Annotated in this window: 17 protein-coding genes; 9 read left to right on the forward strand and 8 right to left on the reverse strand. The window is 64.9% G+C overall.

Features of this window, described 5'->3' with window-relative positions:
- Positions 1-92 precede the first annotated feature (92 nt).
- Together ACM62G_RS17320 and ACM62G_RS17325 are read right to left on the reverse strand one after the other, a co-directional pair.
- Positions 93-1,046 (reverse strand): FecR domain-containing protein, encoded by a 954-nt coding sequence (locus ACM62G_RS17320; protein WP_419735217.1) that lies wholly within the window; start codon positions 1,044-1,046, stop codon positions 93-95.
- Between the two features lie 8 nt (positions 1,047-1,054).
- Complete coding sequence (locus ACM62G_RS17325; protein WP_419735218.1) at positions 1,055-1,543, reverse strand: sigma-70 family RNA polymerase sigma factor; 489 nt, start codon at positions 1,541-1,543, stop codon at positions 1,055-1,057.
- Between the two features lie 366 nt (positions 1,544-1,909).
- On the opposite strand from ACM62G_RS17325, the gene ACM62G_RS17330 reads away from it, so the two are divergent.
- The 4 genes from ACM62G_RS17330 (at position 1,910) to dacB (ending at position 7,858) form a co-directional block, all read left to right on the forward strand.
- A complete protein-coding gene (locus ACM62G_RS17330) occupies positions 1,910-2,482 on the forward strand; it encodes an RNA polymerase sigma factor (RefSeq protein ID WP_419737534.1) in 573 nt (190 codons plus the stop codon).
- On the forward strand, positions 2,479-3,465 hold the full coding sequence (locus tag ACM62G_RS17335; RefSeq protein WP_419735219.1) for a FecR family protein: 987 nt from the start codon (positions 2,479-2,481) through the stop codon (positions 3,463-3,465). Before ACM62G_RS17330 ends, ACM62G_RS17335 begins: the two co-directional genes overlap by 4 nt.
- 174 nt (positions 3,466-3,639) lie before the next feature.
- Positions 3,640-6,090 (forward strand): TonB-dependent siderophore receptor, encoded by a 2,451-nt coding sequence (locus ACM62G_RS17340; protein WP_419735220.1) that lies wholly within the window; start codon positions 3,640-3,642, stop codon positions 6,088-6,090.
- 247 nt (positions 6,091-6,337) lie between these two features.
- A complete protein-coding gene (gene dacB / locus ACM62G_RS17345) occupies positions 6,338-7,858 on the forward strand; it encodes a D-alanyl-D-alanine carboxypeptidase/D-alanyl-D-alanine-endopeptidase (RefSeq protein WP_416770466.1) in 1,521 nt (506 codons plus the stop codon).
- A gap of 42 nt (positions 7,859-7,900) precedes the next feature.
- Here the strand turns inward: dacB and ACM62G_RS17350 are convergent, their stop codons facing one another.
- On the reverse strand, positions 7,901-8,776 hold the full coding sequence (locus tag ACM62G_RS17350) for a helix-turn-helix domain-containing protein (RefSeq protein WP_419735221.1): 876 nt from the start codon (positions 8,774-8,776) through the stop codon (positions 7,901-7,903).
- Positions 8,777-8,924: 148 nt separating this feature from the next.
- On the opposite strand from ACM62G_RS17350, the gene ACM62G_RS17355 reads away from it, so the two are divergent.
- The gene (locus ACM62G_RS17355) at positions 8,925-9,827 is read left to right on the forward strand and encodes a DMT family transporter (RefSeq protein ID WP_273825793.1); all 903 of its coding nucleotides are present in this window, start codon (positions 8,925-8,927) and stop codon (positions 9,825-9,827) included.
- Positions 9,828-9,913: 86 nt separating this feature from the next.
- On the forward strand, positions 9,914-16,225 hold the full coding sequence (locus ACM62G_RS17360) for an NEL-type E3 ubiquitin ligase domain-containing protein (RefSeq protein ID WP_419735222.1): 6,312 nt from the start codon (positions 9,914-9,916) through the stop codon (positions 16,223-16,225).
- A 21-nt stretch (positions 16,226-16,246) separates the two neighbouring features.
- Here ACM62G_RS17360 and ACM62G_RS17365 read toward each other — a convergent pair whose 3' ends face one another.
- The 5 genes from ACM62G_RS17365 to ACM62G_RS17385 all read right to left on the reverse strand — a co-directional run bounded on the left by ACM62G_RS17365 (position 16,247) and on the right by ACM62G_RS17385 (position 21,570).
- Positions 16,247-17,221 (reverse strand): 2-hydroxyacid dehydrogenase, encoded by a 975-nt coding sequence (locus tag ACM62G_RS17365; RefSeq protein WP_419735223.1) that lies wholly within the window; start codon positions 17,219-17,221, stop codon positions 16,247-16,249.
- Positions 17,222-17,441: 220 nt separating this feature from the next.
- Positions 17,442-18,398, reverse strand: coding sequence for a LysR family transcriptional regulator (locus ACM62G_RS17370; RefSeq protein ID WP_054060423.1), 957 nt, complete (start codon positions 18,396-18,398; stop codon positions 17,442-17,444).
- A 97-nt stretch (positions 18,399-18,495) separates the two neighbouring features.
- A complete protein-coding gene (locus ACM62G_RS17375; RefSeq protein ID WP_419735224.1) occupies positions 18,496-20,793 on the reverse strand; it encodes a hypothetical protein in 2,298 nt (765 codons plus the stop codon).
- Positions 20,794-20,799: 6 nt separating this feature from the next.
- Positions 20,800-21,147, reverse strand: coding sequence for a hypothetical protein (locus tag ACM62G_RS17380; RefSeq protein ID WP_419735225.1), 348 nt, complete (start codon positions 21,145-21,147; stop codon positions 20,800-20,802).
- Positions 21,148-21,162: 15 nt separating this feature from the next.
- Positions 21,163-21,570: a hypothetical protein gene (locus ACM62G_RS17385; RefSeq protein ID WP_419735226.1), complete on the reverse strand. Its 408-nt coding sequence runs from the start codon at positions 21,568-21,570 to the stop codon at positions 21,163-21,165.
- A gap of 262 nt (positions 21,571-21,832) precedes the next feature.
- On the opposite strand from ACM62G_RS17385, the gene ACM62G_RS17390 reads away from it, so the two are divergent.
- The 3 genes from ACM62G_RS17390 to ACM62G_RS17400 are packed head-to-tail and all read left to right on the forward strand — an operon-like array spanning position 21,833 to position 25,731.
- The gene (locus ACM62G_RS17390) at positions 21,833-23,344 is read left to right on the forward strand and encodes an efflux transporter outer membrane subunit (protein WP_419735227.1); all 1,512 of its coding nucleotides are present in this window, start codon (positions 21,833-21,835) and stop codon (positions 23,342-23,344) included.
- A 10-nt stretch (positions 23,345-23,354) separates the two neighbouring features.
- Positions 23,355-25,541, forward strand: a complete 2,187-nt coding sequence (locus tag ACM62G_RS17395; RefSeq protein ID WP_419735228.1) for an FUSC family protein — start codon at positions 23,355-23,357, stop codon at positions 25,539-25,541.
- Positions 25,531-25,731, forward strand: coding sequence for a DUF1656 domain-containing protein (locus tag ACM62G_RS17400; RefSeq protein ID WP_010445139.1), 201 nt, complete (start codon positions 25,531-25,533; stop codon positions 25,729-25,731). The genes ACM62G_RS17395 and ACM62G_RS17400 overlap by 11 nt, the downstream gene beginning before the upstream one ends.
- Positions 25,732-25,740 lie beyond the last annotated feature (9 nt).

A 25,740-nucleotide genomic window follows, 5' to 3' on the forward strand; every position in this document is an offset into this window, starting at 1 on the left:
CCTGAGAAGTGGGGGCAAGGTGGCTTTCCTTCTCTGTCACGCGACACTGAAAAAACGGCTCACTCTTTTCCGATTATTTTTCTGCGGCCGCTTCAGGCCCGTGCCTCGACGTTGACCCAGAAACGGGTGAATCGCCGTACCCGCACCGGCAGGCTGATTTCCAGCAGGTCGAGAATGCGTTCGCTGTCGTCCAGCGGGTAGCTGCCGGAGATCAGCAGGTGGGCCACCTGCGGGTCGCAGTGCAGTTGCCCGCGTCGATAGCGGCTCAATTCGTCGAGGAAATCCGCCAGGCGCATATGGGCGGCGACCAGCATGCCCTCGGTCCAGGCACTGCCGCCGGCCTCGAGTGGTTGAGGGATCTCCCAACCCTGGCGGCTGAAGCGCACCTGCCGGTTCTTCGGCAACAGCAACGACGTGCCGCTCCAGTCCGTGGGGCGCAGTTCGACCTGGCCGTCGAGCACCGCCAGTTGCGTGTGGTCGCGCCCTTGCCGGACGTCGATCCGAGCCTGCTGCGTGCGGACCACGCCCTGGGCGGTGGCGAGCAGCAGTGGCCGGCTGTCGGCCACTGCGTTCAGCAGGATCTGTCCTTCGAGCAGACGGACCAGCCGTTGCCCGGCATCGAAGCGCACATCGACTGCGGTGCCGGTATTGAGCTGCAACTGGCTGCCATCGGCCAGTTGCAGCTTGCGCCGTTGGCCGATCGGGGTGCGATAGTCGGCCAGCAGCGGCGTGAGCGGGTTGTGCTCGCGAAGGCCCCAGCCCAGCGCCGAGCCCGCACCCAACAGCAACAAAAGCTTCAAGGCCTGGCGCCGGCCCTGGCTACGTGGCGCATTCAGGGCCGCATGGGCCAGCGGCGAGGATAGCCCGCGCAGCCGCTGATTGACCCGCTGAATATGCTCCCACGCCCGCTGGTGTTCGCCGTGGGCGGCCAGCCATTGCTGCAGCGCCTGCTGCCGGCGCGGGTCGAGCGGGCCACTCTGGACTTCCATCAACCAGTGCACCGCCTGCTCGGCGACCTGGCTGGAAAAGTCCGCCGGGCCGGACATCGGCGACCTCATCGGGCGAAGTAGCAGCGCATCGCTGCCTTGGTCAGGTGGCGCTTGACGGTGGCGAGCGAAATGCCCAGTTCGGCGGCAATGGCGCCGTGGCTCAGGCCGTCGACCTGGGACAGCAGGAACGCGCGTTTCACCAGGCGGGGCAAACCGTCGAGCAACTGGTCCAGCTCCACCAGGGTCTGCAGGATGATTGCCTTCTCTTCCTCCGACGGGGCGAGCATCTCCGGGAACTGCGCCAGGGTTTCCAGGTAGGCGCGCTCCAGGTCCTGGCGCCGGTAGTGGTTGCACAGCACGCGCTTGGCGATGGTCGTCAGGAATGCGCGGGGCTCGATGAGCTGCGGCGTCTCCCGCGCCGCCAGCACCTTAATGAAGGTGTCCTGGGCCAGGTCCGCGGCGTTTTCCGGGCAGCCGAGACGGCGCCGCAACCAGCCGGTGAGCCAGCCGTGGTGGGCGTGGTAAAGGACTTCGACGGTTTGTGCGTGGTGCACCGTTAGCACTCCGGCCACTGGCGTGGATGCTTAAGAGAACAAGAATTGTTCGCATTGTAGGGCCCGGCCGGGACATTCGGCAATCCACCCCGATCCACGGAGCAGGCGATATTCGTCGGCGTCTTTTGCGTATGAGAATATTTATCATTAATATTGCGCGATTATTCGCAGTGGCTTGTCGGGGTATTTCCGATGGTCGCCTTTCGCGTTTTCCCTTTTCCAAGGTCGGTCCATGAAAAGCAGTACTGGCAGGCTGTCCGTCTCCTATCGTCTGGCTGTCACTTCGCAGGTGCCTGTGGCATGGGCGTTGGCGGCATCGGGCCTGCCAGGCAGCCGTCTGGCTGCGCGGGTGCTGTCTTGAACCTGATGCTGACGCCACCCGAATCGCCACAAGGCAATGACCTGGAAAGCAGTGCCGGGCGCGCGCATTTCCTGCGGGTATTCCTCTCCCAGCGTTCGCAGATGGAAGCGCTGGTCAGCCGCCGCGTCGGCTGTCGGGCGACGGCGGCCGACCTGGTGCAGGACCTGTTCCTGCGCTTCTGGCGCCGGCCGCTGGTGCAGGTGGAGGAGTTGAGCACCTACCTGCTGCGTTGTGCCGGCAACATTGCCATCGATCATCTGCGCAGCGAGGGGGCCCGGGTGCGAGTCAATGAAGGCTGGTTGCCCGAGCAGCCCATCGAGAGCCACGAGCCCGAGGCGGCCTTGGAAGCCGGCAATGACCTGCGGCATGTCGAAGCGGCGTTGCGGGCGCTGCCGGAGCGCACGCGGCAGATTTTCCTGCTGAACCGCATCCATGGGCGCAAGTACGCCGAGATCGCCCGGGCCATGGGGTTGTCCCAAAGTGCCGTGGAAAAACATATGATGCGCGCCCTCGAAGCCTGCAAGGCCAGCCTTCGTGATCCCCAGATACCGCGCACGCCAGGGAATGCCTCGAAATGAACCGCTCCAGCGTCCAGGTGACGCCCGCTCAGGAACAGGCCGCGCTGGTCTGGTTGAGCCGCTTGCACGACCAGCCCGGCAGCGCCGAGCAGGCGATGTTCAGCCGTTGGTTACAGGCTGATCCGGCCCATGCCGAGGCCTATGCCCAGGCCCAGGTGCTCTGGGAGCTGAGTGAGGTGCCGGCCAGCCGCCTGGCGCAGGAAGAGGCCTTCGCCCTGCAGGGGTTGCTCAGGGAAATGGACCGTCCGCGTCGTAGCGTCTTGCGCCGCTGGTCCGGGCCGTTGGCAATGGCCGCCTGCCTGTTGTTGATGATCGCCGTCGGCGCCGGTTGGCAGCCGCAGCGCTGGCTCGACGATCTGGGCGCGGATTATGTGTCGGCGCCGGGGCAGGTGCGTACGGTGACCCTGGCCGATCGCTCCGAGGTGACCCTGGACACCGACAGTGCCATCGCCGTGGATTTGCGCGGCGACGAGCGGCATGTTCGGCTGCGTCGTGGTTCGGCGTTCTTCAGTGTCAGCCACACCGGCGAGCCGTTCGTGGTCGAGGCCAGGGGCGGCGAGGTGCGGGTACTGGGGACTCAGTTCGAGGTCCGTCTGCAGGACGAGGGCGCGCGGGTCACCGTGTTGTCCGGGCGGGTCGGGGTTACGCCCGCTCAGGGCGCGGCGCAACAGGTGCTGACCGCCAACCAGCAGCAGGCCTATGCCGACGGCGCGGCGCAACCGCTGCAGACGGTGGACAGCGATCTGCAACTGGCCTGGCGCCAGGGCTGGCTGAACTACTCGAAGGCGCCGCTGGCCGAGGTGGTGGACGACCTGCGACGCTACTACCCGGGGCGCATCCTGCTGTTCAACGATGCCCTGGCGGCGCGGCGGATCAGCGGCAGTTTCCCCAATCGGGACCCGCAGGCGGTGCTGGATTCGCTGCAGGGCGTGCTGGGGTTCGAGCAGCACAGTCTGCTGGGGCGGGTCATCGTGTTGCGCTGAGTGTCCTGGCCTGGACCTGAGCATCAGCCGCGGCTCCGGATAATCACGCCATCACCCTGCGAGCCCTGAAAATATTTTCAAAAAAGAGGTGAGGTAAACCCGGACGCCATTCGTGTAGTGGGTGAAAGTGCGATGCATTCGCATCAACGGCTTATCCATACACGGGTCTCCAGCATGAAGTCCAAGGCAAAATCGGTGGCAGGCAATTCGGTCAAACAGTGGCTCGGCGCTTCGGCGTTGGCGGTTTCAGGGCTGGCCCTGTTGCCGTCGAGCGTGGCCCGGGCGGTTGAAGCGAGCACGCAGCAAAGTGCAGTCTTCAACTTTTCCATCGCCGCCAAGCCGCTGCCCCAGGCCCTGAACGATTTCAGCCGGGTCACCGGCCTGAGCGTGGTCTACACCGATGAGGCGCCCTACAACCTGCAGGCCCCGGCGGTCAGCGGTCAGTTGAGTGCCGAGCAGGCCATGCAGCGCCTGCTCGGCAACTCCGGTTTCACCTTCCGTCGTACCGACGAACACACCCTGGCCCTGGAGCCGCTGCCGACCGAAGGTGCGCTGAACCTCGGCGCCACCACCATCAACGGCAACCGCCCGAACGATGGGGGCGGCACCAGCTACCAGCCGCCGCAGGTCAGCTCGATTGCCCGCTCCAGCGCCTCGCTGCAGGAGATCCCGCAGACCATCAACATCGTCCCGGCCCAGGTCATCCGCGACCAGACGCCGCGCAATCTGGACGATGCGTTGAGAAACATCAGCGGCATCACCCAGGCCAACACCCTCGGCAGCACCCAGGACGCGGTGATGATCCGTGGTTTCGGCGACAACCGTAACGGCTCGATCATGCGCGACAGCATGCCGGTGGTGCAGGGCCGTGCCCTGAACGCCACCACCGAGCGGGTCGAAGTGCTCAAGGGTCCGGCGTCGCTGCTCTACGGCATCCAGGACCCGGGCGGGGTGGTCAACCTGGTCAGCAAGAAGCCTCAACTGGAGCAGTACAATGCGGTGACGATCCGCGGCTCGACCTATGGCTCGGGCAAGAACGGCAGTGGCGGCAGCCTCGACAGCACCGGGGCGATCGGCGACAGCAACCTGGCCTACCGGATGATCGTCGATCATGAAGACGAGGATTACTGGCGCAACTTCGGCACCCACCGCGAGACCCTGATCGCACCGTCCCTGGCCTGGTTCGGCGACAACACCAAAGTCCTGTTCGCCTATGAACACCGCGAGTTCCTGACCCCGTTCGACCGTGGCACCGCCATCGACCCGAAGACCAACCATCCGCTGAATATTCCGGCCGACCGCCGCCTGGACGAGCCGTTCAACGACATGGAAGGCCGTTCCGATCTCTACCACTTCGAGGTCGACCACGACCTGAACGACAACTGGAAAGCCCACTTCGGCTACAGCTGGAACCGCGAGACCTATGACGCCAGCCAGGTGCGTACTACTTCGGTGAATGCCAACGGCACCCTGACCCGCAGCATGGACGGTACCCAGGGCGCACTGACCACCGACCGATTCACCACCGCCAGCCTCGAAGGCAAGGTACAACTCGTCGGCCTACAGCATGACCTGGTGTTCGGCGTGGATGACGAGTACCGCAAGGTCTACCGGGCCGAGCTGATCCGCCAGAACCAGCGCCGCGCGTTCAACTACCTCAATCCGGTGTATGGGCCTGAAGTGGAGGGAACCACCGTCAGCGCCAAGGACAGTGCCCAGACCGATCTGCTGCGCAGCGATGCCGTGTTCCTGCAGGACTCGATCCACCTCGATGACCATTGGATCCTGGTCGCTGGCGGGCGTTTCGAGACCTTCGACGAATATGCCGGCAAGGGCCAGTCGTTCCAGGTCAACACCAATACCAACGGGCAGAAGTTCTCGCCACGTTACGGCCTGGTCTACCGCTACACCGACGAGCTGTCGTTCTATGGCAGTTACACCGAGTCGTTCAAGCCCAACTCGACCATTGCCCCGCTGTTCACCACCGGCACCCAGCGCCTGGTTCTCGACGGCTCGATCGATCCGGAAGAGTCCAAGTCCTGGGAACTGGGCGCCAAGCTCGACATGCCGGGCCGGGTGACCGCCACCGCGGCACTGTTCGATATCCACAAGCGCAACGTGCTGGTCACCGTCGCCGAAGGCGCGACCAACGTCTACAGCGTGGCCGGGGAAGTGCGTTCCCGTGGCCTGGAAATGGATGTCAGCGGCCAGTTGAGCGACCGCTGGAGCGTGATCGGCAGCTATGCCTACACCGATGCCCAGGTCACCCGGGATGCCAACTTCCAGGGCAACGACCTGCAGAACGTGGCGAAGAACAGCGGCTCGTTGTCGGCGGTTTACGACTTCGGCACGATCATCGGTGGCGACCAGCTGCGCGTCGGCGCCGGGGCCCGTTATGTCGGCGAGCGTGCCGGTGATGCGGCCAACACCTTCGAACTGCCGGGCTACACCGTGGCCGATGCCTTCGCGACCTATGACACCAAGGTCGAAGGGCAGAAGGTCAAGTTCCAGCTCAACGTGAAGAACCTGTTCGACAAGACCTACTACACCTCGGCGGCCAGCCGGGTCTTCGTCTCCATGGGGGATTCGCGGCAGGTCTCGCTGTCCAGCACCCTGGAGTTCTGAGCAGGTATACGGTTCGCCTGCCGGGTATCGCCGGCAGGCTCACCCTCTGGCACCTTAACCGCAGCTGTCCGAGCGCTTCATGTCCCGGGAAAGCCGGCTATCCTGCGTGGATTCCCGGGGCCCTGTTACCGCATAATTCCTTCTGTTGACTCGATAAGTACCTTTTCCTATGTGCCTCGTTGAGTGATGGGCCGCGCCTTGCCGCGCGGCTCTTCTGTATCTGTGTCAATTGAAGTTGGGGCATTGGATGAATTGGCTACAAGGTTTCACCGGCAGGGGCGTCGTGGTCGTCTGCTGCGCATTGCTCGGGGCCTGTTCCAGCAAGGCGCCGCCAGCACCCGAGCCGGTGCGTACGGTTATCCTGCAGGCGGCGCAGTTGCCGTTGCCGCTGCCACGTTCGAATTTCTGCGCCGGGCTCGACAACACCCTGCGCAGCCCGGTCATGCAGGGGGCGGTGACCTCGCTGGTGGTGCGTGAGGCGGGCAGCGGCAGGCTGGTCTGCGAATACAACGCCCAAAGCCGGCTGGTGCCGGCTTCGAGCATGAAGCTGGTGACCACGGCGGCGGCCATGGACGTGCTGGGCGCCGACTTCCGTTTTTCCACCACCGTGCTGAGCACCGGCGTGCAGCAGGGTGGGCTGCTGGTCGGCGACCTGTACCTGCGCGGCAGCGGCGACCCGAGCATGCGTCAGGAGGATTACCAGGCCCTGGCGGCGGATCTCGCCCGCAAGGGCATCACCCGGGTGCGGGGCCGGCTGATCCTCGACGACACCGCTTTCGACCGCCAGCGCCTCGGGCTCGACTGGGACCCGGCGGATGAGCAGCAGTACTTCGCCGCGCAGATTTCCGCCTTGAGCGTGTCGCCGAATGCCGACTTCGATGCCGGCTCGATCCTGGTCAATGTGCGGGCCGCGGGTGTACGCCAGCCTCCACGGGTCAGTTTCACTCCAGAGAACCGCTACATGACCCTGGCCAATCGCGCGATCACCGGGCGTGGTGGTCCGCTGGTGGTCAGCCGGGCCTCCGGCAGCAACCTGCTGCAGATCAGCGGGGCCTTGCCCAAGGGCGCCGAGCGGGTGGTGCAGCTGAGTGTCTGGGAGCCGACCGGGCTGGTGGCCGATGTGTTCCGTAGCGCGCTGCTCCAGCGCGGTATCGTCGTCGAAGGTGGCAGCGTGCTGGGACTGGCCACGCCAGCCCAGGCCCGGCCGCTGGCGGAGCACCAGTCGCCGGTGCTGGCGGAGCTGATGCCGCCGTTGCTCAAACTGTCGAACAACAACATGGCGGAAATCCTGCTCAAGGCCATGGGCCGCAAGACCGCCAACAGCGGCACGGCGGTGGCGGGCGCGGCGGCGGTGAGCGGTTTCCTGCAGCGCCAGGGCGTCTCGCCGGCCGGTTTGCAGCAGTTCGACGGTTCCGGCCTGTCCCGGCGTAACCAGGTGTCGGCGCGGACCCTCAGCGATCTGCTGCTGGCGGTGCGCAACCGGCCCTGGTTCAACGCCTGGTACGCGGCGCTGCCGGTGGCCGGCAACCCCGAGCGGATGGTCGGCGGCACCTTGCGCAAGCGTCTGCGCGGCACGGCGGCGGCGAACAATGTGCACGCCAAGACCGGCAGCATGCGTGGCGTGTCGTCGCTGGCCGGGTACGTCACCAGCGGCAACGGACAACCGCTGGTGTTCGCCATGTTGACCAACAACTACCGGGTGGGCGGCTGGGCGATCAAGGACATCGAGAACCAGGTGGTGACGGCGCTGGCCAACAAGACCGATTGAGCCCTGGCCTGTGAGGGCAGTCCAGGGAGCAGTGTTCAACCTTCAGTACAGGAATGCCTGCCGGTACTGGCCGGGCGTGGCCCCCAGTACCTGGCGGAAGCGGTTGGTGAAGTGGCTGGCACTGGCGAAACCGCAGGCCAGGGCGATCTCTCCGAGTGGCCGGGCACTGCCGCGCAACAGCACCCGCGCCCGTGCCAGGCGTCGGGCCAGGACATACTGGTGGGGCGGCAGGCCGAAGCTGTGGCGGAACATCCGCGCGAAGTGATATTCGGACAACGTACATAACCCGGCCAGCTCGCCAAGGCTCAACGGCTGTTCCAGCCGGTGGTCGATGTAGTCCACCAGCAGGCGCCGCTGATGCGCGGCCAGCCCGCCCTTGAGCCGCAATCCCTGGCGCAGGCCGACCTGGTTGAGCAGCGCATGATCGAGCAGGTCATGGGCCAGGCTGCTACTGAGCAGGCGTTCCGCCGGTTCGTTCCAGTCCAGCCCGATCAGTTGGCGAAAGCGGCGGGCCTGCTGCGGGTCTTCGAGAAAGGTGTGCTCCTGCAACTGCAGTTCACGCGGCTCGCGGTCCAGCAGGGTGACGCAACCGAGGGCGAACTGCTCCGGGCTGAAGTACAGGTGCGCCAGCCGGATGCTGCCGTTGATCACCCAGCCGGACTGGTGTTCGGCCGGCAGGATGCACAGCTTGTCCGGGCCGCCCTTGGTCTCGGGCCGGCCACGGCGGAAGGTGCCGGTGCCACCGGCGAGGTAGCAGGACAGGGTGTGATGGCCAGGCGCTTCGTAGTCCTGGGCATCGTGGTGGTTGCTCCAGATGGCGGCCGCCAGCCCGTCGCCCAGTTCGGCGCTGTGTTCCAGGCGCGAATGGGGCGAGCGGTTGAGGGCTTGAAAGACTTGCAGGGTATCCAGTGCGGACATGGTCTGTTCTCCAACGTCTCGCATGCTACTCCCTCGCGTGCCGGCTGCCAGCCCCAGGCGATGACCGCCGCGACAAAAGCGCAAGTTTATGCAAGCGCGAGCCTGCACCATGGCCGCAGACTGGGCCGGACTTTCAGGAGCCCGCACCATGAACCTCTTTCTCTATCTGCTCACCGTATTGATCTGGGGTACCACCTGGATCGCCTTGAAACTGCAACTGGGCGTGGTGGCGATTCCGGTGTCGATCGTCTATCGCTTCGGCCTGGCGGCGCTGGTGCTGTTCGTCATGTTGCTGCTCAGCCGGCGCCTGCAGCCGATGAACCGGCGGGGTCATCTGATCTGCCTGGCCCAGGGTCTGTGCCTGTTCTGCCTGAATTTCATGTGTTTCCTCACCGCCAGCCAGTGGATTCCCAGTGGCCTGGTGGCGGTGGTGTTTTCCACCGCGACCTTGTGGAATGCCCTGAACGCCCGGGTGTTCCTCAGGCAGCGGATCGCCCGTAACGTGCTGCTGGGCGGCGCCCTGGGCCTGCTGGGGCTGGGCCTGCTGTTCTGGCCCGAACTGTCCGGGCATAGCGCCGGCCCGCATACCGCGCTGGGCCTCGGCCTGGCGTTGCTCGGTACCCTGTGCTTCTCGGCCGGCAATCTGCTTTCCAGCCTGCAGCAGAAGGCCGGGCTCAAGCCACTGACCACCAACGCCTGGGGCATGCTCTACGGCGCGGCGATGCTCGGGACCTACTGCCTGCTCAGCGGCATTCCGTTCGTCATGGAGTGGAATACCCGCTACCTCGGCTCGTTGCTGTACCTGGTGATTCCAGGCTCGGTGATCGGTTTCACCGCCTACCTGACCCTGGTCGGTCGCATGGGGCCGGAACGGGCCGCCTACTGTACGGTGCTGTTCCCGCTGGTGGCGCTGAACGTTTCGGCCTATGCCGAGGGCTACCACTGGAGTGCACCGGCGTTGCTCGGGCTGCTGACGGTGATGGCGGGCAACGTGCTGGTGTTCCGCAAGCCCGCTGCGCCACGGCCCGCGGTGGCGGTGAAGACAGCATGAGCCCGGTCGGCGTAATACCCGGCTAACGCCCGGCGACCGTCGCGGTTTTCTAGGCTGGCGTTTTCAACGCTTGCCAGGGAGGCCGAATGAGCCCGCCGGAACCACCATCGCCAACCACCGCGTCACTCCCAGCCGATATCGCTGCGGGCGTCGACCCGCAGCTCGCCGCCTTCGTCGCCCGCCAGAACCCGAGCCTGCATTCCCATGACAGTTGGGCCCGGCAGCAGGTCCTGGACCATCTCACCCAGTCGTTCCAGGCTTCCATGGGGCCGCTGAACGAGAGGGAGCAGCGCACCTGGCTCGGTCTTTTCCATTCATTGAACGCGACCGGAAATGCCCTGGATACCGAGAGCCGGCGCCTGCTCGACGAGTTCGAACAGACTGGCCTGCACGAGTTGCGCAAATGGCTCAAGCAGACCAGTCGCCTGGATCTCGACCCGCGGACGACCTATCTGCACACCGCCTATGCCTTGAATCCACAGAGCCGCAGCAACTTGCCGGCGATCTTCAAGCGGGCAGTGGATGCCAGTGGTGTCACGGTCGTAGAAGTGGCAACGCTGTCGTTGTGGGACGCCGCACGCCTGAACTTCGCCTTCTTCGACTTCCCTGAAGTGAAGGGCCGCTGGATCAGCCATGATCAGGGGGCAGACAGCGTCAGTAAGCACGGCCTGGTCGATGTGGACGATTTCATCCGCATCGTCCGGGAACTGAACCTGGGGGCCGACCTGCGCCAGCGAGTCGAGAAGGCGCTGACTCCCGAGGCCGGGCTGGCCCGGGCGATTGGCGCGCACATGCACGACCTGTTCCGCTTCAACCTCTATGACGCACCACGCAATGCCAACAACAGCGGTCTGAGCCGGGAACTGTTCGACGCCTTGCGCGATGCGCTGGAACTCGGCCTGCCATGGCTGAAGGTCGAGCATGTGTCGCTCAAGCTGCCGGACTCGCTGCCGGGCCTTGTCGCCGAGGTGGAATTCACCATCGAGGAGGCCATCCTGCAGCTGTTTTCCTGGAGTCCCTCGGACCGCGGGCGCTTCCATTTGCCGCTGCTGATCATTCGGGTCCCCGGGGTGGTCGGGCTGTACAGCTATTGTGCCGAGCGGCCGAGCGGTGTGCTGCGTCACCACGTGTCGCAGGCGGCCTTCGAACATGAGTTCAAGGCCCTGCTCCAGGTTGGCAACGTCCGCGGACAACTGGGCTGGCTGATCTCCTCGCTGTCCTTCGAGCAGCAGGGCCGGCTCTGGCCACTGCTCGATCCCGAGCACAAGCCAGAGGGCCTGAACTGGGCCGCCGGGAAACTCTACGACGCCTTTCACTGGGTGTTTCCGGTCCGGACCCTGGATGACCTGGAGTTTGCCTACCAGCCCACCGGGCAGGATCCACAGCAGGCGTTGAGCGCTTTCTATCGTTGGCGTTTTCGCGTCAATGTCGAGGCGATGGCGGTGTCCAAGGGGCAACAGGATTGGCGGGCGGTCAAGGAGGGGGTGGTCACCTTCATGCACCATCTGCTCGACCTGTTGCTGACGCCGGTGCCGGGAGGGCTGGGCAGTATCGGCCGGATCGTCACGGCAGCCCTGGGCATGAACCTGGTCATGGAACTCTACGAAGGGATCGAGCAGGCCGGCCAGGGCCATCCGGAAAGCCTGCTGCAGGCTGGGCTGGAAATCGGCAGCCTGTTGCTGATGGGCGGCTTGCATGGCTATGCCGGGCGCCTGGCTTCGCGACACATTGCCAGCGAGTTCGCCCAACTGGATCGGTACCGCATGGTGCCGGGCGGGAATACGGTCACCCGCCTGTGGAAAAACAGCCTGATCCCCTATGCGCGCAAGCGTCTCGAACTGGCCTCGGTGTTCGATGGCAACGGGCTGGGCCGCCAGGGTGGCAAGCTGTATGGCCAGGCCAGGGAGAACGATCAGGAACTGACGGTCGAGCTGCAGTACGACAAAGTCCTGCCGGGTTATCGGGCGGTCCCGGCCGACCCTGCGGCATTTCACCCGCCGATGGCCTACGATCCCGAGTCCCGGCGCTGGTCGGTGTCCCTCGACGACAGTCGAACGCTTTCGGATACCCGCCTGCTTGAGCGCATGGTCGCTCTGAAAGGGGGGACCCCGGAGCAGTTGCGGCGGGCTCTGGAGACCAGTGGCGTTTCCCGCGAGCATCTGGATCAGGTCTGGTCGGGGCAATTGCCGCAACCGGCACTGGTTGAAGCGCTGGAGCGTTTCGAGGTCGAGCAGGGGATCGCCGGGATCGTGGCCGCCGACGAAGAGCAGGGCCTGCTGTCGCCCATGTCCCAGCGCGTGCTGTTCTGCCTCTTGCCTCACTTGTCACTCTGGCCCGAGGACCTTTGCCTGCGGGTTCATGACAGCAACGGCGAACTGCAGCAGGTTTATGGCAGGCGCCAGCGCCTGGGCATGTTCAGGCGCTCGGTAAACATCAGGCAACTGGCGCAGGGCGGTTTCGTCGAGCATTCCGAGGTGAGCGGCGCTGCGATGACCACCCTTGCCCATGAAGCCGGCGTGCTGGACCTGATCCTCGGCCTGTTGCCCGGCGAGACACTGATCGGCGGCATGGAACCGGTGGTGCGACGTGTGCTGGTGGGTGAGGTGCGTCTTCAACTCGGCGTGATGGCGCGTGAGCGTTCGGCGGAATTGTTCGAGGCTCTGGGCATGTATTCGGGCTGGTTGAAGATCGATGCCGGCACCAGTACCCATGCCTCGAACAGCGGCGCGATCAGCTACCTGCCGGTGTTCCTCGGCGGCATGCCGCACTCGGTGGTGACCTTGCGCCTGTTGTATCCACACCTCTCGTTGCCCAGGCTGGCGCAGTTCCTGCGCGACCATCCGCTGTCGTCGACGCAGGTCGGGGACCTGCTGGAGCATCGCCGTGCGCCGTATCGCCTGCGCTACACCCTGGAGCGTGAGCAGCAGTTCAGTGCACTGGGGCGTGTTCTGGATGGTATTCGTCAGGTCCGTTCGTTCCATGAGCCGACGGATGCCTGGCTGCAGTGCATTGCCGGCGATTTTCTCCGTGATCGGCTGGGCAGGGAACTGCGCTGGGTCGATGGTCAGGAGGCGGCCTTGCCCGTATCGGACCAGTTGTCGTTGCGGCGATACGGGCAAGGCACCTACACCACCTTGCAGGCGCGTCGGCAACCGGGCCTCGATCTGTCTGTACCGAGCCAGAGCTTCTATCTGGCCCTGGCCGCTTCGCTGTCGGCTCGGGAGCAGGGGCTGTTGGGGATGTCTTCCTCAACCGACATCCAGTCGCTGCGTGACGGATTCGCCGCCTACCTGCTGGCCTTGCGTCGGGAGGACGGTAGCCTGGGCTTGCGGTTGGAGCAGTACGAGCGCCAGCTTCCGGTCACGCCGCTGGCGGTGTCGGGCGTGCCAGGCTTGTACACGCTGGATCGGCGTTGGCTGGTGCGCCTCGGGCAAGGTTTTCATGAAGTCGAATGGGATGGCCAGTTCGATGAGTGGCGGGGGCGCCATCCGACGGTCATGGGCGCCTATGGGCCATTGCTGGAACACAATGGCCGTGGTGGCTGGTGGCATGAATTCGAACAGCCATGGACCTGGAGCGGGGAGCGGGCACTGCGGCGGCTGTTGGGAGACGGAGTGCTCGTTACCGATGAGTTGGCCCGTCAGGTTCTGGACACCAGCGGGGTGCCTTACAGCCTGCCCGGTCGATGGTTGTTCGAGAATCAGGTTCCGGTGCCGTTGCTGGATGAGGTTTGCCGGCACTTCGACCTGCTCCGCCTGCCGGCGCCTGCCGACACCTCTATCGAGTTGGCGCCCCTGGTGACCGTTGTCCGGCAGCAATTCCCGTCACTGGGCAAGGAGCTGACGCAGGCCATGCTGGAGCAGGCGGATTCGTCCGAATGCCAGCTGATTCGCGAGTCTCGACGGTTGTCGCTGGGGCTGGCCGAGGAGGCCCGTTACCTGAGTGGCGAGATCGATGTCTGCCGGCTCTACGAGAGCCTGTGCCTGCCCACCGAGAGAACCGACTTCAACGACACCCTGCTCCTGCAGTTGCTCGACCGTTTGCCGGGTTGGGAGCCGAGCCTGCGGATCGAGTTGCGTCGCGATACCGTGGCCGGTCCGTTGATCGCCAGCGTCGGGGCCGATACGGCTGTTACCCGCCGGGTGCTGGTCAAGAGCGACGCCGGTTATGAGCCGTTCGCCATGGAACGTGGCGGTAGCCGCAGCCTGGCGACAGCCCATGAGGATCCGTTTTCCGCCGTGCTGCTGGCCGTGCCGCAACTGCGACGCACCACCCTGGGTATCCCTCATGTCGGTGAGACGGTCGAGCAGGATCTGAAGCGGGTGATGTTCCAGAGTGCGGCAGTTGATCGCAATCGCCTAAGGCGCCTGCTCAAGCAACCTCCGGTCATGCCCTGGGCCCACCTGCCACAACGACTGGTACGGCTGGTCGGTGGCACGTTGGGCTATCCGTTGACAGGGCGGGCAAGGGCGGGAGGATATCCGCCGGGGTTGCTGAGAAAGTTGAGGGGGCTTTATCGCGGCTGTACCGAGGCGCAGTTGTTCGCCATCCTGGCAGACCTGGGCAGCACGGTCGAGGCCCGCACCCGGGCTGTCGAAGCCTTGCAGGCCGAGTATCGCCAGTTGAAGAAGGAACTGGCTGCCTGGGTGGCGGCGCCGTTGTTGCAGGAGCCCGAGTCTTTCTCCATCGATAGCCGGGTTGTACCGCGCCGGGAGATCGCCCGGCGTATCCGGCGCTGCTGGCGTCGCCAGAGCGCCGGGCCGGAGTCGGCGCCGTTGTCTTATGTGTTGGTGCTCGATGGCCTGGAGGTCGAGGATCTACCGGAACTGAATACCGATTTCAGTCATGTCGCGCTACTGTCGATGAACAATATGGGGTTGGGGGGCGTTCGCTACCTGAGTCGCTTCCTCAGAAGTTTCCCCGGGTTGACCACGCTGCGCATGGAGCGTAGCGGCCTGAGCAGCCTGCCCAACGCCATCGCCGAGTTGTACAAGCTGCAGGTGCTGTCGCTGGAGAACAACCGCCTGCGTCTGATCCGTGGCACCGCACAGGAGCTGGAGGGGCTGGAGGCCTTGCTTGAACTCAACCTCAATGGCAACCCACTGGGCGTACTGCCCAATTTTGCCACGATGCAACGCTTGCAGGTGCTGCGGCTGAGCCACACCGGAATCCACGAATGGCCCCTGGGGTTGCTCGGGCTCAGGGATCTGGTCAGGGTCGAGCTGCGGATGAATACCATCAGCGATCTGCCCGTGCTGTTGTTCAATGGGCATGATCAGCTCTGTCACGGCACCGATCTGTCGGGTAATCCGCTGTCGTCCCAGGCACTCAGTGCAATCCTGAGCTACCGGCAACGGCATGAGCAACTCATGAACTTCGGTATCGAGGACCTGCCGGTATCGTCCACGTTCGGGATCGACCGTTGGGCGGCGGGCAACGAGAAGACCGCGCACAGGGTCATGCTGTGGAATCAGTTGAGGGAGCTACCGGGGGCGGATGTGTTTTTCCTGCTGTTCGAGCGCATGAGTTCCCCGCCGACCTTCTTCAATGTGCATTATCGGGCGGCCCGCAACAATCTGAGTGCGCGGGTGTGGCGGCTGATCGAGGTCGCCTCGCAAAGCCTGAGCCTGTGCAACCGGTTGTTCCAGGTCGAGGGGCAATGGCGCTATTCGGGGGCTACCAGTTACCAGATCTTCAACCGCCTGGAGTTCGTCGTGGATTGTCACGAGGCCTTGAAGCTGGAGCAGGAAGCCGCCGAGTCCCGGCTGCTGACCCTGTTGAGAGGGCAGTTCCGCCTGGAGGCCCTGCGCCTGGCAAGCAGTATTCGGCACACGTCGCCGATTTTCTGGTACCGGGCCTACTATGACGCGCTGGCGCGGGAGCTGGCCTTGCCCGACCAGTTCAATGGTTTGTTCAGCCCCAGCCCGGTGCGGCTCAACCGTCGACAGATTGACGAGATGAAGGCGCAGGTGCTGAGCCAGGAGCTTGCCGCGCAATCGCCTCAATCCCCGCCCAACGATCCGTCGCGAGCCTTGCTGGGCGAGGTGTTCGAAGAGTTGCCCGAGGAAGTTCCACCTGAGCCGCCCGAGGTCCTGCCCGAATATCTGCCCCAAGAGCCTGCCACACCCAGCGAGGATGGCAGTTCTCCCCTGGTCCGCTTCCTGGTGGCCAACGATGTCTGGAGCAATTTCCTGATTCATGCCCATGACGCCGATTTTCAACGGGTCTTCGGCAAACTGCTGGCGTTCGACAGCCATCCGGAAGACAACGAGTATCGCCTGCTCTGGCGTACCCGGATGAGCCAGTTCCAGTACAACACGCGGCGTTCGGCCTGGGTCAGGTACTGGACCATCCGGGCCTTGCTCAAGGAGGGGGTATCGGCCTTGGGCAGTGCCTGAGGCCGATCAGTGGGGAGCGCTTCAGCCTTTCCAGACCTGCGGGTTGACCAGGTCCTGCGGGCGCTCGCCGAGCAGGGCGCTGCGCAGGTTGGCCAGCGCGCGGTTGGCCATGGCTTCGCGGGTTTCATGGGTGGCCGAGCCGATATGCGGCAGGGTCACGGCATTCTTCAACTGGAACAGTGGCGACTCGGCCAGCGGCTCCTTCTCGTAGACATCCAGCCCGGCACCGCGCAGGGTGCCGGCCTGCAACGCCTGGATCAGTGCCGGCTCGTCCACCACCGGGCCGCGGGAGATGTTCACCAGGATCGCTCCCGGCTTCATCAGGCCCAGCTCACGCTCGCCAATCAGATGGCGGGTCTTCTCGCTGAGCGGCACCACCAGCACCACGAAGTCGGCTTCGGCCAGCAAGGCGTCGAGGCTGCGGTACTGGGCCCCCAGTTGCTGCTCCAGCTCGGTCTTGCGGCTGTTGCCGCTGTAGAGAATCGGCATGTTGAAACCGAAGTGGCCGCGGCGGGCGACGGCGGCGCCGATGTTGCCCAGGCCGACGATACCCAGTGTCTTGCCATAGACGTCGGTGCCGAACAGGTCCGGGCCGATGGTGGCTTTCCACTGGCCGGCCTTGGTCCAGGCATCCAGCTCGGCCACCCGGCGAGCGGTGCTCATCAGCAGCGCGAAACCGACGTCGGCGGTGCTTTCGGTGAGCACGTCGGGGGTATTGGTGAGCATGATCCCGCGTTCGCTGAGGTAGGCCACGTCATAGTTGTCGTAGCCGACCGAGACACTGGAAACCACTTCGAGCCTGCCGGCGTTTTCCAGCTGGGCGCGGCCCAGCTTGCGCCCGACACCGATCAGGCCGTGGGCATGGGGCAGGGCTTCGTCGAACTGGGCACTGAGATCGCCGAGCTTGGGATCCGGGACTATCACCTCGAAATCCTGGCGCAGTTGCTCGACCATGGCAGGGTTGATGCGGCTGAAGGCAAGTACGGTTTTTTTCATCGCGAAGCTCATCGAACGGCGGGGATAGCAAGCACGCTATCATTTTTCGCCGGGGGCTGTAGGGGCGAGTAAGGCTTGAGGGCCCCTTCGCGGGCAAGCCACGCTCCTACAAGGTCCGTGTCGAACCACAAATCCGCAAGCGACTGATGACCTGTAGGAGCCGGGCTTGCCCGCGAAGGGGCCCTCAAGCCTGCACACAATCCTGGGCTCTTCCACCGTCTCAGGTCGCCAGGCGTACGCTGCTCAGTTCATAGGCGGCCAGCTCGGCCTGGTGAGCGGCGAGAATTTCCGGCAGCGAGCCGCGCAGGTACTCGACCCAGGTCTTGATCTTGGCATCCAGGTACTGCCGCGACGGATAGATCGCGTACAGGTTCAGTTCCTGGGAGCGGTACTCGGGCATCATGCGCACCAGGCTGCCGTTGCGCAGGCCTTCGATGGCCGCGTACACCGGCAGTACGCCAACGCCCATGCCGCTGGTGATCGCGGTTTTCATCGCGTCGGCCGAGTTCACCAGGAACGGCGAGCTGGACAGGGTCACCGCCTCCTGGCCATCCGGGCCGTTGAAGGTCCAGTTGTCCAGGGCCGTTACCGGGCTGACCAGGCGCAGGCAGGCGTGGTTGAGCAGTTCGCTGGGCTTGCGCGCGCAGCCGTTGGCCTTCACGTACTCGGGCGAAGCGCAGACGATGCTGTAGGTGATGCCCAGCCGTTGCGAGACGAAACCCGAGTCGGGCAACTCCTTGGCGAGCACGATGGACACGTCGTAGCCCTCGTCCAGCAGGTCCGGCACGCGGTTGGCCAGGGTCAGGTCGAAGGTCACGTCCGGGTGGGTCTTGCGGTAGCGGGCAATCGCATCGATCACGAAATGCTGGCCGACCCCGGTCATGGTGTGCACTTTCAGCAGCCCGGCCGGCCGCGCATGGGCGTCGCTGGCCTCGGCCTCGGCTTCCTCGACGTAGGCCAGGATCTGTTCGCAGCGCAGCAGGTAGCGCTTGCCGGCCTCGGTCAGGGCGATACGGCGGGTGGTACGGTTGAGCAGGCGGGTTTGCAGATGGGCTTCCAGGTTGGAGACCGCGCGCGAGACGTTGGCCGTCGTGGTGTCCAGTTGTACGGCGGCAGCGGTGAAGCTCCCGGCTTCGGCCACGCAACTGAAGGCGCGCATGTTTTGCAAAGTGTCCATGGGGCTCTCTCTGGGGCGATGGCAAATTGTGACACGAAGTAACAAGGCGATGTGCAGCTTGTCTCCGCCCGAATGTGGCGCTTTTGCGCCATCGGCTTCATTCGACCCGCCAGGCGCTCTTCACCTCGGCGTCATAGTAGTCGTCGATGTAGGCGAAAAACACCTCTTTCAGGGCTTCCCGGGCCTGTTGCAGGTGGTGCTCGTCCGGGGTGTCGCGGGCGGTCCTGGCGGCCTGGAACAGGCTATCGACGACGTGCCTTCCCGGCGGTGAAATGCGCCTCCTGATTTCTGCGAGTTCCTGAACGATCAGCGTCTTTTCGCCGCCATTGGCAATATTTTCCAGCAGCTTGTCGAAGGCGTTCGCATGCTTGTGAACATACCCGTCCCACCAGTCGATGTCGGCCTGCGTGCGCTTGCTCAGTTTGCCCAGGGCGAGCGGTAGCAACAGGTCCAGCGACTGGCTGCCCAGCTGTTCCTCGAGCAGGCTGTGCAGATGGCCGCCGAGGCCGACCTCGACCGTCAGCGGGGTGGGGGTATCGATGGTCCGATTGACATTGTCGGTTTGCGTGAGGAGTTTCTGGCTCAACAGCAACACCGGTTTCCCCTCCTTGATCTTCAGCGAGAACGTCGCCGAGACGCCATGTTGCTGATATACCACCGTGCCGGCGATCAGCGCCACGATAGGCGCCGGGTCGAAGCCGTTGACGCCGAGCCGGGACAGGCCGCTCGAGACCAGGTTCTGCAGGCTTTCCAGGCTGTTGAACTGGCCGTTGAGCGTAAGGTCCAGGTAGGTCCCGCTCAGGTGCGGGTCGTCGTCCTTGACCGACGACAGGCTGAGTTTCACCGAGGTTTGCGCACTGGCACCGGCGACGACCTTGAGTTTCGCTTCGGTGCTGATGCTCCGGGTTTCGGTGTCGGCCTTGGCCGTATGGGTTTTCAGGCTGTCCGGGCGCAGCAGCAGCGCATGCTCCGTGAACTGCTGGCGGATGGCCCGGTCCTCTTCCGAGCCTTCAGCGATAGCGTTGCTGATCTTGAGATGGATGTAGTGGTTGGCCAACTCCCGGGAGCGGCTGTCGACTGCCTCTGTGAGCTCTTTTCGCTTGCGGGACTCCAGATTGCGCAGTACCGCGCTGGTCAGTTGCTCGCTGCTGTTGGCGACATGTTCGTCTATGGCGCTGATTAATTGCTGCGCTGTGGTGTTGTCGCTGTGTGTTTTATCAAGGCGCGTTCTGGCGAGCTCCGGGTAGCTGTCATGCAACCCGATGATATCCATCGCCTGGTTTTTCGTGGTGTGCAGGATGTCCGCCTTTACCGTCGCACCCAGCGTGACGACGCCCAGGCCATCGAGTTCGGCGCTACCGGTCAGGGCAACCCGCGTGCCGCGTTCGATCTGGAACGGCTGGGCCTTGGGGCTGTGTCGCTCGAACCCCGGCGAGTCGAGGCCGTTTTCCCGCAGTTTTTTTTCCAGGTAGAGCTGGCTCTGGGCGGCAAGCCGGATGTTGCGCTTGTAGTGGTTGCAACTGGCGAACAGATTGCGGCTCTGGGTGAGCATGTCGCGCTTGGAACCGTTCCACCAGGTCCATTTGGAGCGGCTGCGGGCATTGGCATAGGCGTCGATATCGCCGTACTTGCGGACGGTGGACTTCTCGACCGACACACCTGCCTGTGCCGAGGCCACTCTGGCTGACAACTTTGCCGTCACCCCCGCGCTGACGCTGGTGGTATCCCTGATGATGCGGCCCTGGGTGGTGCTCAGTCCCGTGGACAGCTCCATGCCTGGCACGATACTGGCCATGCCCAGTACCCCCATGCCCACCCCCAGCCGGGTCTGGTTACCCAGTGAGCCACCCTCGGCCACCGTGGCCCGGCTTTTGGCCAGGGCCTGGTCCAGCACGGTTTTGCTGCGCTGGTCGCGGCTGGCACGAAACTGCCATTTGAGCATCCGGCACAGGTCGCGTTGCTCCTCGTGCTCCTGGCGGTGGGGTTCGGCGCCGGTGCGGGCGAGTTCGTCAAATGATTGCTGGGCCGCCTTGAAGTATTCATAGCAGGCCTGTGCCTCCTTTTTGCCGAGGCTGGCCGGGTCGGGGGCACCGCTGGTGCGCGACAGCAACTGTCGGTGGAGCTTTTGCTGGGTGGCACGCCGGGCAGGCGGGCTGTCTGCCAGCTTTTCCAGGAAGTGCTTGGAAAGCGTGCCAACGGTTGTCGGGGGGCGGTCCTGGCTGGCAGGGGCCGCTTGGACGCCTTGCAGGTGTTGCGCGAGGTCCTGCTGGGGCGGGTTCAGCGACGGGGCTTCGTCGTGGTACGAGTCCATGCGGGTGTAGCTGAGCAACCTGGGGATTGCAGGGTCGCTGGGAAACAGGGCCTGCTTGTTTGGCACCGCGCTGGAGAGCTTCATGGTTCGTCACTCCGGCGCCTGGCAGCGTCGCAGGAAAAAATCGCAGGCGTCGAGGATGCCGGTCCTTTCGCCCAGGCAGGGTTCGACGAACAGGGCCTTGACCGCCTGGTCGCGGAACCAGGTATCGAACAGCAGCATCACGGGGGCATCGGGGCCCTGGACGATAAAGTCGGGCGAGCCACTACCGGCCGGTGCATCGGGGCGGGCGAGCATGAGCAGCAGTCTTGGCCGGTCGTACTCCAGCCAGAGCCGGTGCTGATCCCAACCGGTGGCGAGTTGGAAGTAGTCGGCCGGCGGGTCCGGCAGTTGGCGGCTCAGAAGGCGGATGAAGTCATCACGGATGGCTTCGGACATGGTGAGCGTCCTGTTTCAGTCGGCGGAGTGTTTGGCGGCACTGGAAAGGCTGAAGAAGGTGGTCAGTTCTCTCAGTACCTGTTCCGGGGAGTGGGCCGGGCGGATCAGCCCCCTGACGACGGGTGTCGTCTCCTGGCAGTCGATGCTCATGTGGCTGCGGCACAGGCTCAGGTTGAGCTGTTGCCAGTGCCGTACCGCGATGTGCCCGACGCCCTGCAGTGCCCGGCTGACCCGGTAGCCGTCGGCGTACTCGAGGGTGCAGGGATCGCCATCCAGAGTCAGCAGGTGCAAGCGGTCTTCGCGCCGTTCGACCGCGATTCGCAAGTCGTCGAGCAGGCAGTGTTGCAATGCATCCAGGGGATCGGGAGGGACGAGGGAGCGGTAAAGACCACAGCGCTTGCGTAGTTCGAGAGACAGATTCATGGAATGCCTCTGACTTGTGTTTTTTATTGTCAGTCCGGTGACAACGTCGATATGGATTCAGACTGGCATGGCGGTTGGGTCGCCAATATCACAATGCGCTCATGGACCGGGTCGCTCTGGCATGTCATTTCGCCATCGCCTGCGACGGATTATCGCGGGAACGGTAACAAATATTCGCAGGAATCCACGCTTATCGCCGTGCCGGGCGCCCCATAGAATTGCCGCTCCAAAGCTTCTCCATCCATGTCGGGAATTCGCAGCAGTGCCGCGTCGCATCAGCAGAGAGTTGAAGACTCTCAGTGTTTGGGCTTTATCCTTGGCTATCAGCGGCTGCATCGGAACCGGAGGAATTGCCCCACAAGGCAAGAGCCTCGCCGCCAACACCCTTTCCACCGACGAAGCGATCCGCAGCGCCGCGCGCGATGCCCACTGGCCGACAGCCCGTTGGTGGCAGGCCTATGGCGATCCGCAACTCGACCAATGGCTCGACCTGGCCCTGCAAGGCAGCCCGAGCCTGGCCATGGCCGCCGCCCGGGTGCGCCAGGCGCGGGCCCTGGCCGGCCTGGCCGAATCGGCTGAGGTGCTGCAGGTCAACGGCCAGTCGACCCTCAAGCGCCACAAGTGGGCCACCGACCCGTTCTACGGGCCCGGTGATCTGGCTGGTTCCAACACCTGGGACAACAATGCGGCCCTTGGCCTGAGCTACTCCCTCGACCTCTGGGGCCGTGAGAGCAACGCGACCGAACGCGCCGTGGACCTGGCACACATGAGTGTCGCCGAGGAGCGCCAGGCCCGCCTGGAGTTGCAGGGCAACATCGTGCGGGCCTACATCCGGTTGTCGCTGCATTACGCCCAGCGCGATATCGTCGAGGCGACCCTGACCCAGCAGACGCAGATTCTCGACCTGGCACAACGCCGCCTGGCAGGCGGCATCGGTACCCAGTTCGAAGTCAGCCAGGCCCAGGCGCCGTTGCCGGAAACCCACCGCCAGCTCGATGCGCTGGACGAGGAAATCGCCCTGAGCCGCAACCAGCTGGCGGCCCTGGCCGGTTTCGGTCCGGGCGAGGGCGCGCGCCTCAAGCGTCCATCGCTGTCTCTGCGCACCGCACTGAAACTGCCGTCGGCCCTGCCGGTCGACCTGCTCGGCCAGCGCCCCGACGTGGTCGCCAGCCGCTGGCAGGTCGCGGCCCAGGCCCGCGGCATCGACGTGGCCCATGCCGGTTTCTACCCCAACGTCGACCTGGTCGGCAGCCTCGGCTACATGGCCACCGGCGGCGGCATGCTGGAGTTCCTGGCCGGGAAGAAATTCAACTACAGCGTCGGCCCGGCGATCTCGTTGCCGATCTTCGATGGCGGCCGCCTGCGTGCCGAACTGGGCGAAGCCACGGCCGGCTACGACATCGCCGTGGCTCATTACAACCAGACGCTGGTCAATGCCCTCAAGGGTATTTCCGATCGATTGATCCGCCGCGAGTCGCTGGACAAGCAGCAGGCCTTTGCCGCCGAGTCGGTGGCGGCGGCGCAGAAAACCTACGACCTGGCGATGATCGCCTACCAGCGCGGCCTCACCGACTACCTCAATGTGCTCAATGCGCAGACCCTGCTGTTTCACCAGCAGCAGGTCGAGCAGCAGGTCCAGGCCGCGCGCCTGAGTGCCCATGCCGAGCTGGTCACCGCCCTGGGCGGTGGCCTCGGTGCAGGCAACGATGTACCGGCGCCGGAGCGCAGCATGCCGTCCAGACCAGCCGCCGTAATGGCCGCCTTCGATCACTGAGAATCGCCCCATGACTCCCTTGCCCGCCCCGGTGCGCTGGCTGTACTCCCTCGAATGGCGTCGCGGTTTCTTTGACTGGGCGCGTAGCGATGGCGTGACCTGGGTCTACATCTTCAAGGTCCTGGCCGCCGCCTTCCTGACCCTCTGGCTGGCCATGCGCCTGGAGTTGCCGCAGCCGCGCACGGCGATGATCACCGTGTTCATCGTCATGCAGCCCCAGAGCGGCCACGTGTTCGCCAAGAGTTTCTACCGCCTGCTCGGTACCCTGGCCGGCTCGGCGATGATGGTGCTGCTGATCGCCCTGTTTGCGCAGAACACCGAGCTGTTTCTTGGCGCCCTGGCGATCTGGGTCGGGGTCTGCTCGGCCGGTGCGGCGCGCAACCGCAACTTCCGCGCCTACGGTTTCGTCCTCGCCGGCTACACTGCGGCGATGGTCGGCCTGCCGGCCCTGGCGCACCCGGAAGGGGCGTTCATGGCGGCGGTGTGGCGGGTGCTGGAGATCGCCCTGGGGCTGGTCTGCTCGACCTTCGTCAGCGCCGCGATCCTGCCGCAGAGCGCCAGTGCGGCGATGCGCAACGCGCTCTACCAGCGCTTCGGCGCCTTTGCCGGGTTCGTCAGCAGCGGCCTGCGTGGCCCCCATGCCAGCGCGGCGTTCGAAACCGCGAACATCGGTTTCATCGCCCAGGCCGTGGGCATCGAGGGCCTGCGCAGCGTCACCGTCTTCGAAGATCCGCACATGCGCCGGCGCAACGGTCGCCTGAACCGGCTGAACAGCGAGTTCATGGCCCTGACCACCCGCTTCAATGCCCTGCACCAACTGCTGGAGCGCTTGCGCGGTGACCAGGCCTCGACGGTGTTCGCCTTGATCGAGCCGGGCTTCCGGGGCCTGGCCGAACTGCTCGACGGCTTTGCCGGGCGCGGCCTGACCGACGCCGATGCCGCACGCCTGGCGCAGCAACTGGCCGACTACAAGGCGAGCCTGCCGGAGCAGGTGCGCAGCCTGCGTTCGGCGTTCCTGGAGCGCGAGCCGGACGAAGCCGACCTGCTGGATTTCCACACCGCCTTCGAACTGCTCTACCGCTTCGTCGAGGAACTGCACAGCTATGCGTTGACCCACGCGTCCCTGGCCGACCACCGCCACGAACGCGAGCAGTGGGACGAATCCTTCGTGCCCAAGACCAACTGGCTGGCGGCCTCGGCGTCGGGCCTCCGGGCCGCGTTCATCCTGCTGGTGCTCGGCAGTTACTGGGTCGCCACCGCCTGGCCGAGCGGGGCGACCATGACCCTGATCGCCGCCGCCACGGTCGGCCTGTCGGCCGCGACCCCGAATCCCAAGCGCATGTCGTTCCAGATGGCCTGCGGGACCTTTCTCGGCGCGCTGATCGGCTTTGGCGAGATGTTCTTCGTGTTCCCCTGGATCGACGGCTTTGCGCTGCTGTGCCTGGTGCTTGCCCCGGTGTTCGTGCTGGGCGCCTTCCTCGCCTCGCGCCCGGCCTACATGGGGGTGGGGGTCGGCCTGCTGATTTTCTTCAGCACCGGCTCGGTCCCGGACAACCTGACGGTCTACAACCCCTACACCTTCATCAACGACTACATCGGCATGGTCATGGGCATGCTGGTCTGCGCGGCGGCGGGCGCGATCATCCTGCCGCCCAACAGCCGCTGGCTCTGGCAGCGGCTGGAGCAGGACCTGCGCGAGCAGGTGGTGTTCGCCATCAGCGGCAAGCTCAAGGGCCTCGGTTCGGCCTTCGAAAGCGGTACCCGCGACCTGCTGCACCAGGCCTACGGTTTCGCCGCGGGCCAGCCGCAGGTGCAGAGTTCGCTGTTGCGCTGGATGTTCGTGGTGCTGGAGGTCGGCCACGCGATCATCGAGCTGCGCAAGGAACAGGCGATCCTGCCGGTGCATCCGGCCTATGCCGAATCGCAGCCGTGGCGCCAGTCGATCCGGGTCATGGGCCGCTCGCTGATACGCCTGTTCATCCAGCCGGGCGCCAGCAATCTGGAGCGCGCGCTGGTGGCGGTGGACCACGCCATCAGCCGGGTCCAGGCCACCGACGAACCCTTTGCCCGCCACTTCGACACCTCGGTGCTGCGCCGGGTGCAGAGCTACCTGCACTTCATCCGCACCTCGCTGCTGGACCCGCGTTCGCCGCTGGCGGCCCTGGGCCACCCACAAGGAACTGCCCATGCTTCGTGAAATCGCCTTCCACGGCCTCTACCTGCCGACCGTGACCCTGGTGTTCCTGGTGGCCGCGGGGGTGGGCTGGGCACTCGACCGCTTCATCGCCAGCCATGACCTGTACCGCTTCTTCTGGCATCCGGCGCTGCTGCGCCTGAGCCTGTTCAGTTGCATCTTCGGCGCCCTGGCGCTCACTGTTTACCGTTGAGAACGACCC

Source organism: Pseudomonas sp. COR18 (genome assembly GCF_048568395.1).
Classification (GTDB): Bacteria; Pseudomonadota; Gammaproteobacteria; order Pseudomonadales; family Pseudomonadaceae; genus Aquipseudomonas; species Aquipseudomonas fuscovaginae_B.

Bases quoted from the DNA above. Each gene is read 5' to 3' on its own strand.
- ACM62G_RS17385 (WP_419735226.1), bottom strand. From the start codon at position 21,570: ATGAATCTGTCTCTCGAACTACGCAAGCGCTGTGGTCTTTACCGCTCC.
- ACM62G_RS17365 (WP_419735223.1), bottom strand. From the start codon at position 17,221: ATGAAAAAAACCGTACTTGCCTTCAGCCGCATCAACCCTGCCATGGTC.
- ACM62G_RS17330 (WP_419737534.1), top strand. From the start codon at position 1,910: ATGCTGACGCCACCCGAATCGCCACAAGGCAATGACCTGGAAAGCAGT.
- ACM62G_RS17340 (WP_419735220.1), top strand. From the start codon at position 3,640: ATGAAGTCCAAGGCAAAATCGGTGGCAGGCAATTCGGTCAAACAGTGG.
- ACM62G_RS17375 (WP_419735224.1), bottom strand. From the start codon at position 20,793: ATGAAGCTCTCCAGCGCGGTGCCAAACAAGCAGGCCCTGTTTCCCAGC.
- ACM62G_RS17335 (WP_419735219.1), top strand. From the start codon at position 2,479: ATGAACCGCTCCAGCGTCCAGGTGACGCCCGCTCAGGAACAGGCCGCG.
- ACM62G_RS17350 (WP_419735221.1), bottom strand. From the start codon at position 8,776: ATGTCCGCACTGGATACCCTGCAAGTCTTTCAAGCCCTCAACCGCTCG.
- ACM62G_RS17400 (WP_010445139.1), top strand. From the start codon at position 25,531: ATGCTTCGTGAAATCGCCTTCCACGGCCTCTACCTGCCGACCGTGACC.
- ACM62G_RS17360 (WP_419735222.1), top strand. From the start codon at position 9,914: ATGAGCCCGCCGGAACCACCATCGCCAACCACCGCGTCACTCCCAGCC.
- ACM62G_RS17395 (WP_419735228.1), top strand. From the start codon at position 23,355: ATGACTCCCTTGCCCGCCCCGGTGCGCTGGCTGTACTCCCTCGAATGG.
- dacB (WP_416770466.1), top strand. From the start codon at position 6,338: ATGAATTGGCTACAAGGTTTCACCGGCAGGGGCGTCGTGGTCGTCTGC.
- ACM62G_RS17355 (WP_273825793.1), top strand. From the start codon at position 8,925: ATGAACCTCTTTCTCTATCTGCTCACCGTATTGATCTGGGGTACCACC.
- ACM62G_RS17380 (WP_419735225.1), bottom strand. From the start codon at position 21,147: ATGTCCGAAGCCATCCGTGATGACTTCATCCGCCTTCTGAGCCGCCAA.
- ACM62G_RS17320 (WP_419735217.1), bottom strand. From the start codon at position 1,046: ATGTCCGGCCCGGCGGACTTTTCCAGCCAGGTCGCCGAGCAGGCGGTG.
- ACM62G_RS17370 (WP_054060423.1), bottom strand. From the start codon at position 18,398: ATGGACACTTTGCAAAACATGCGCGCCTTCAGTTGCGTGGCCGAAGCC.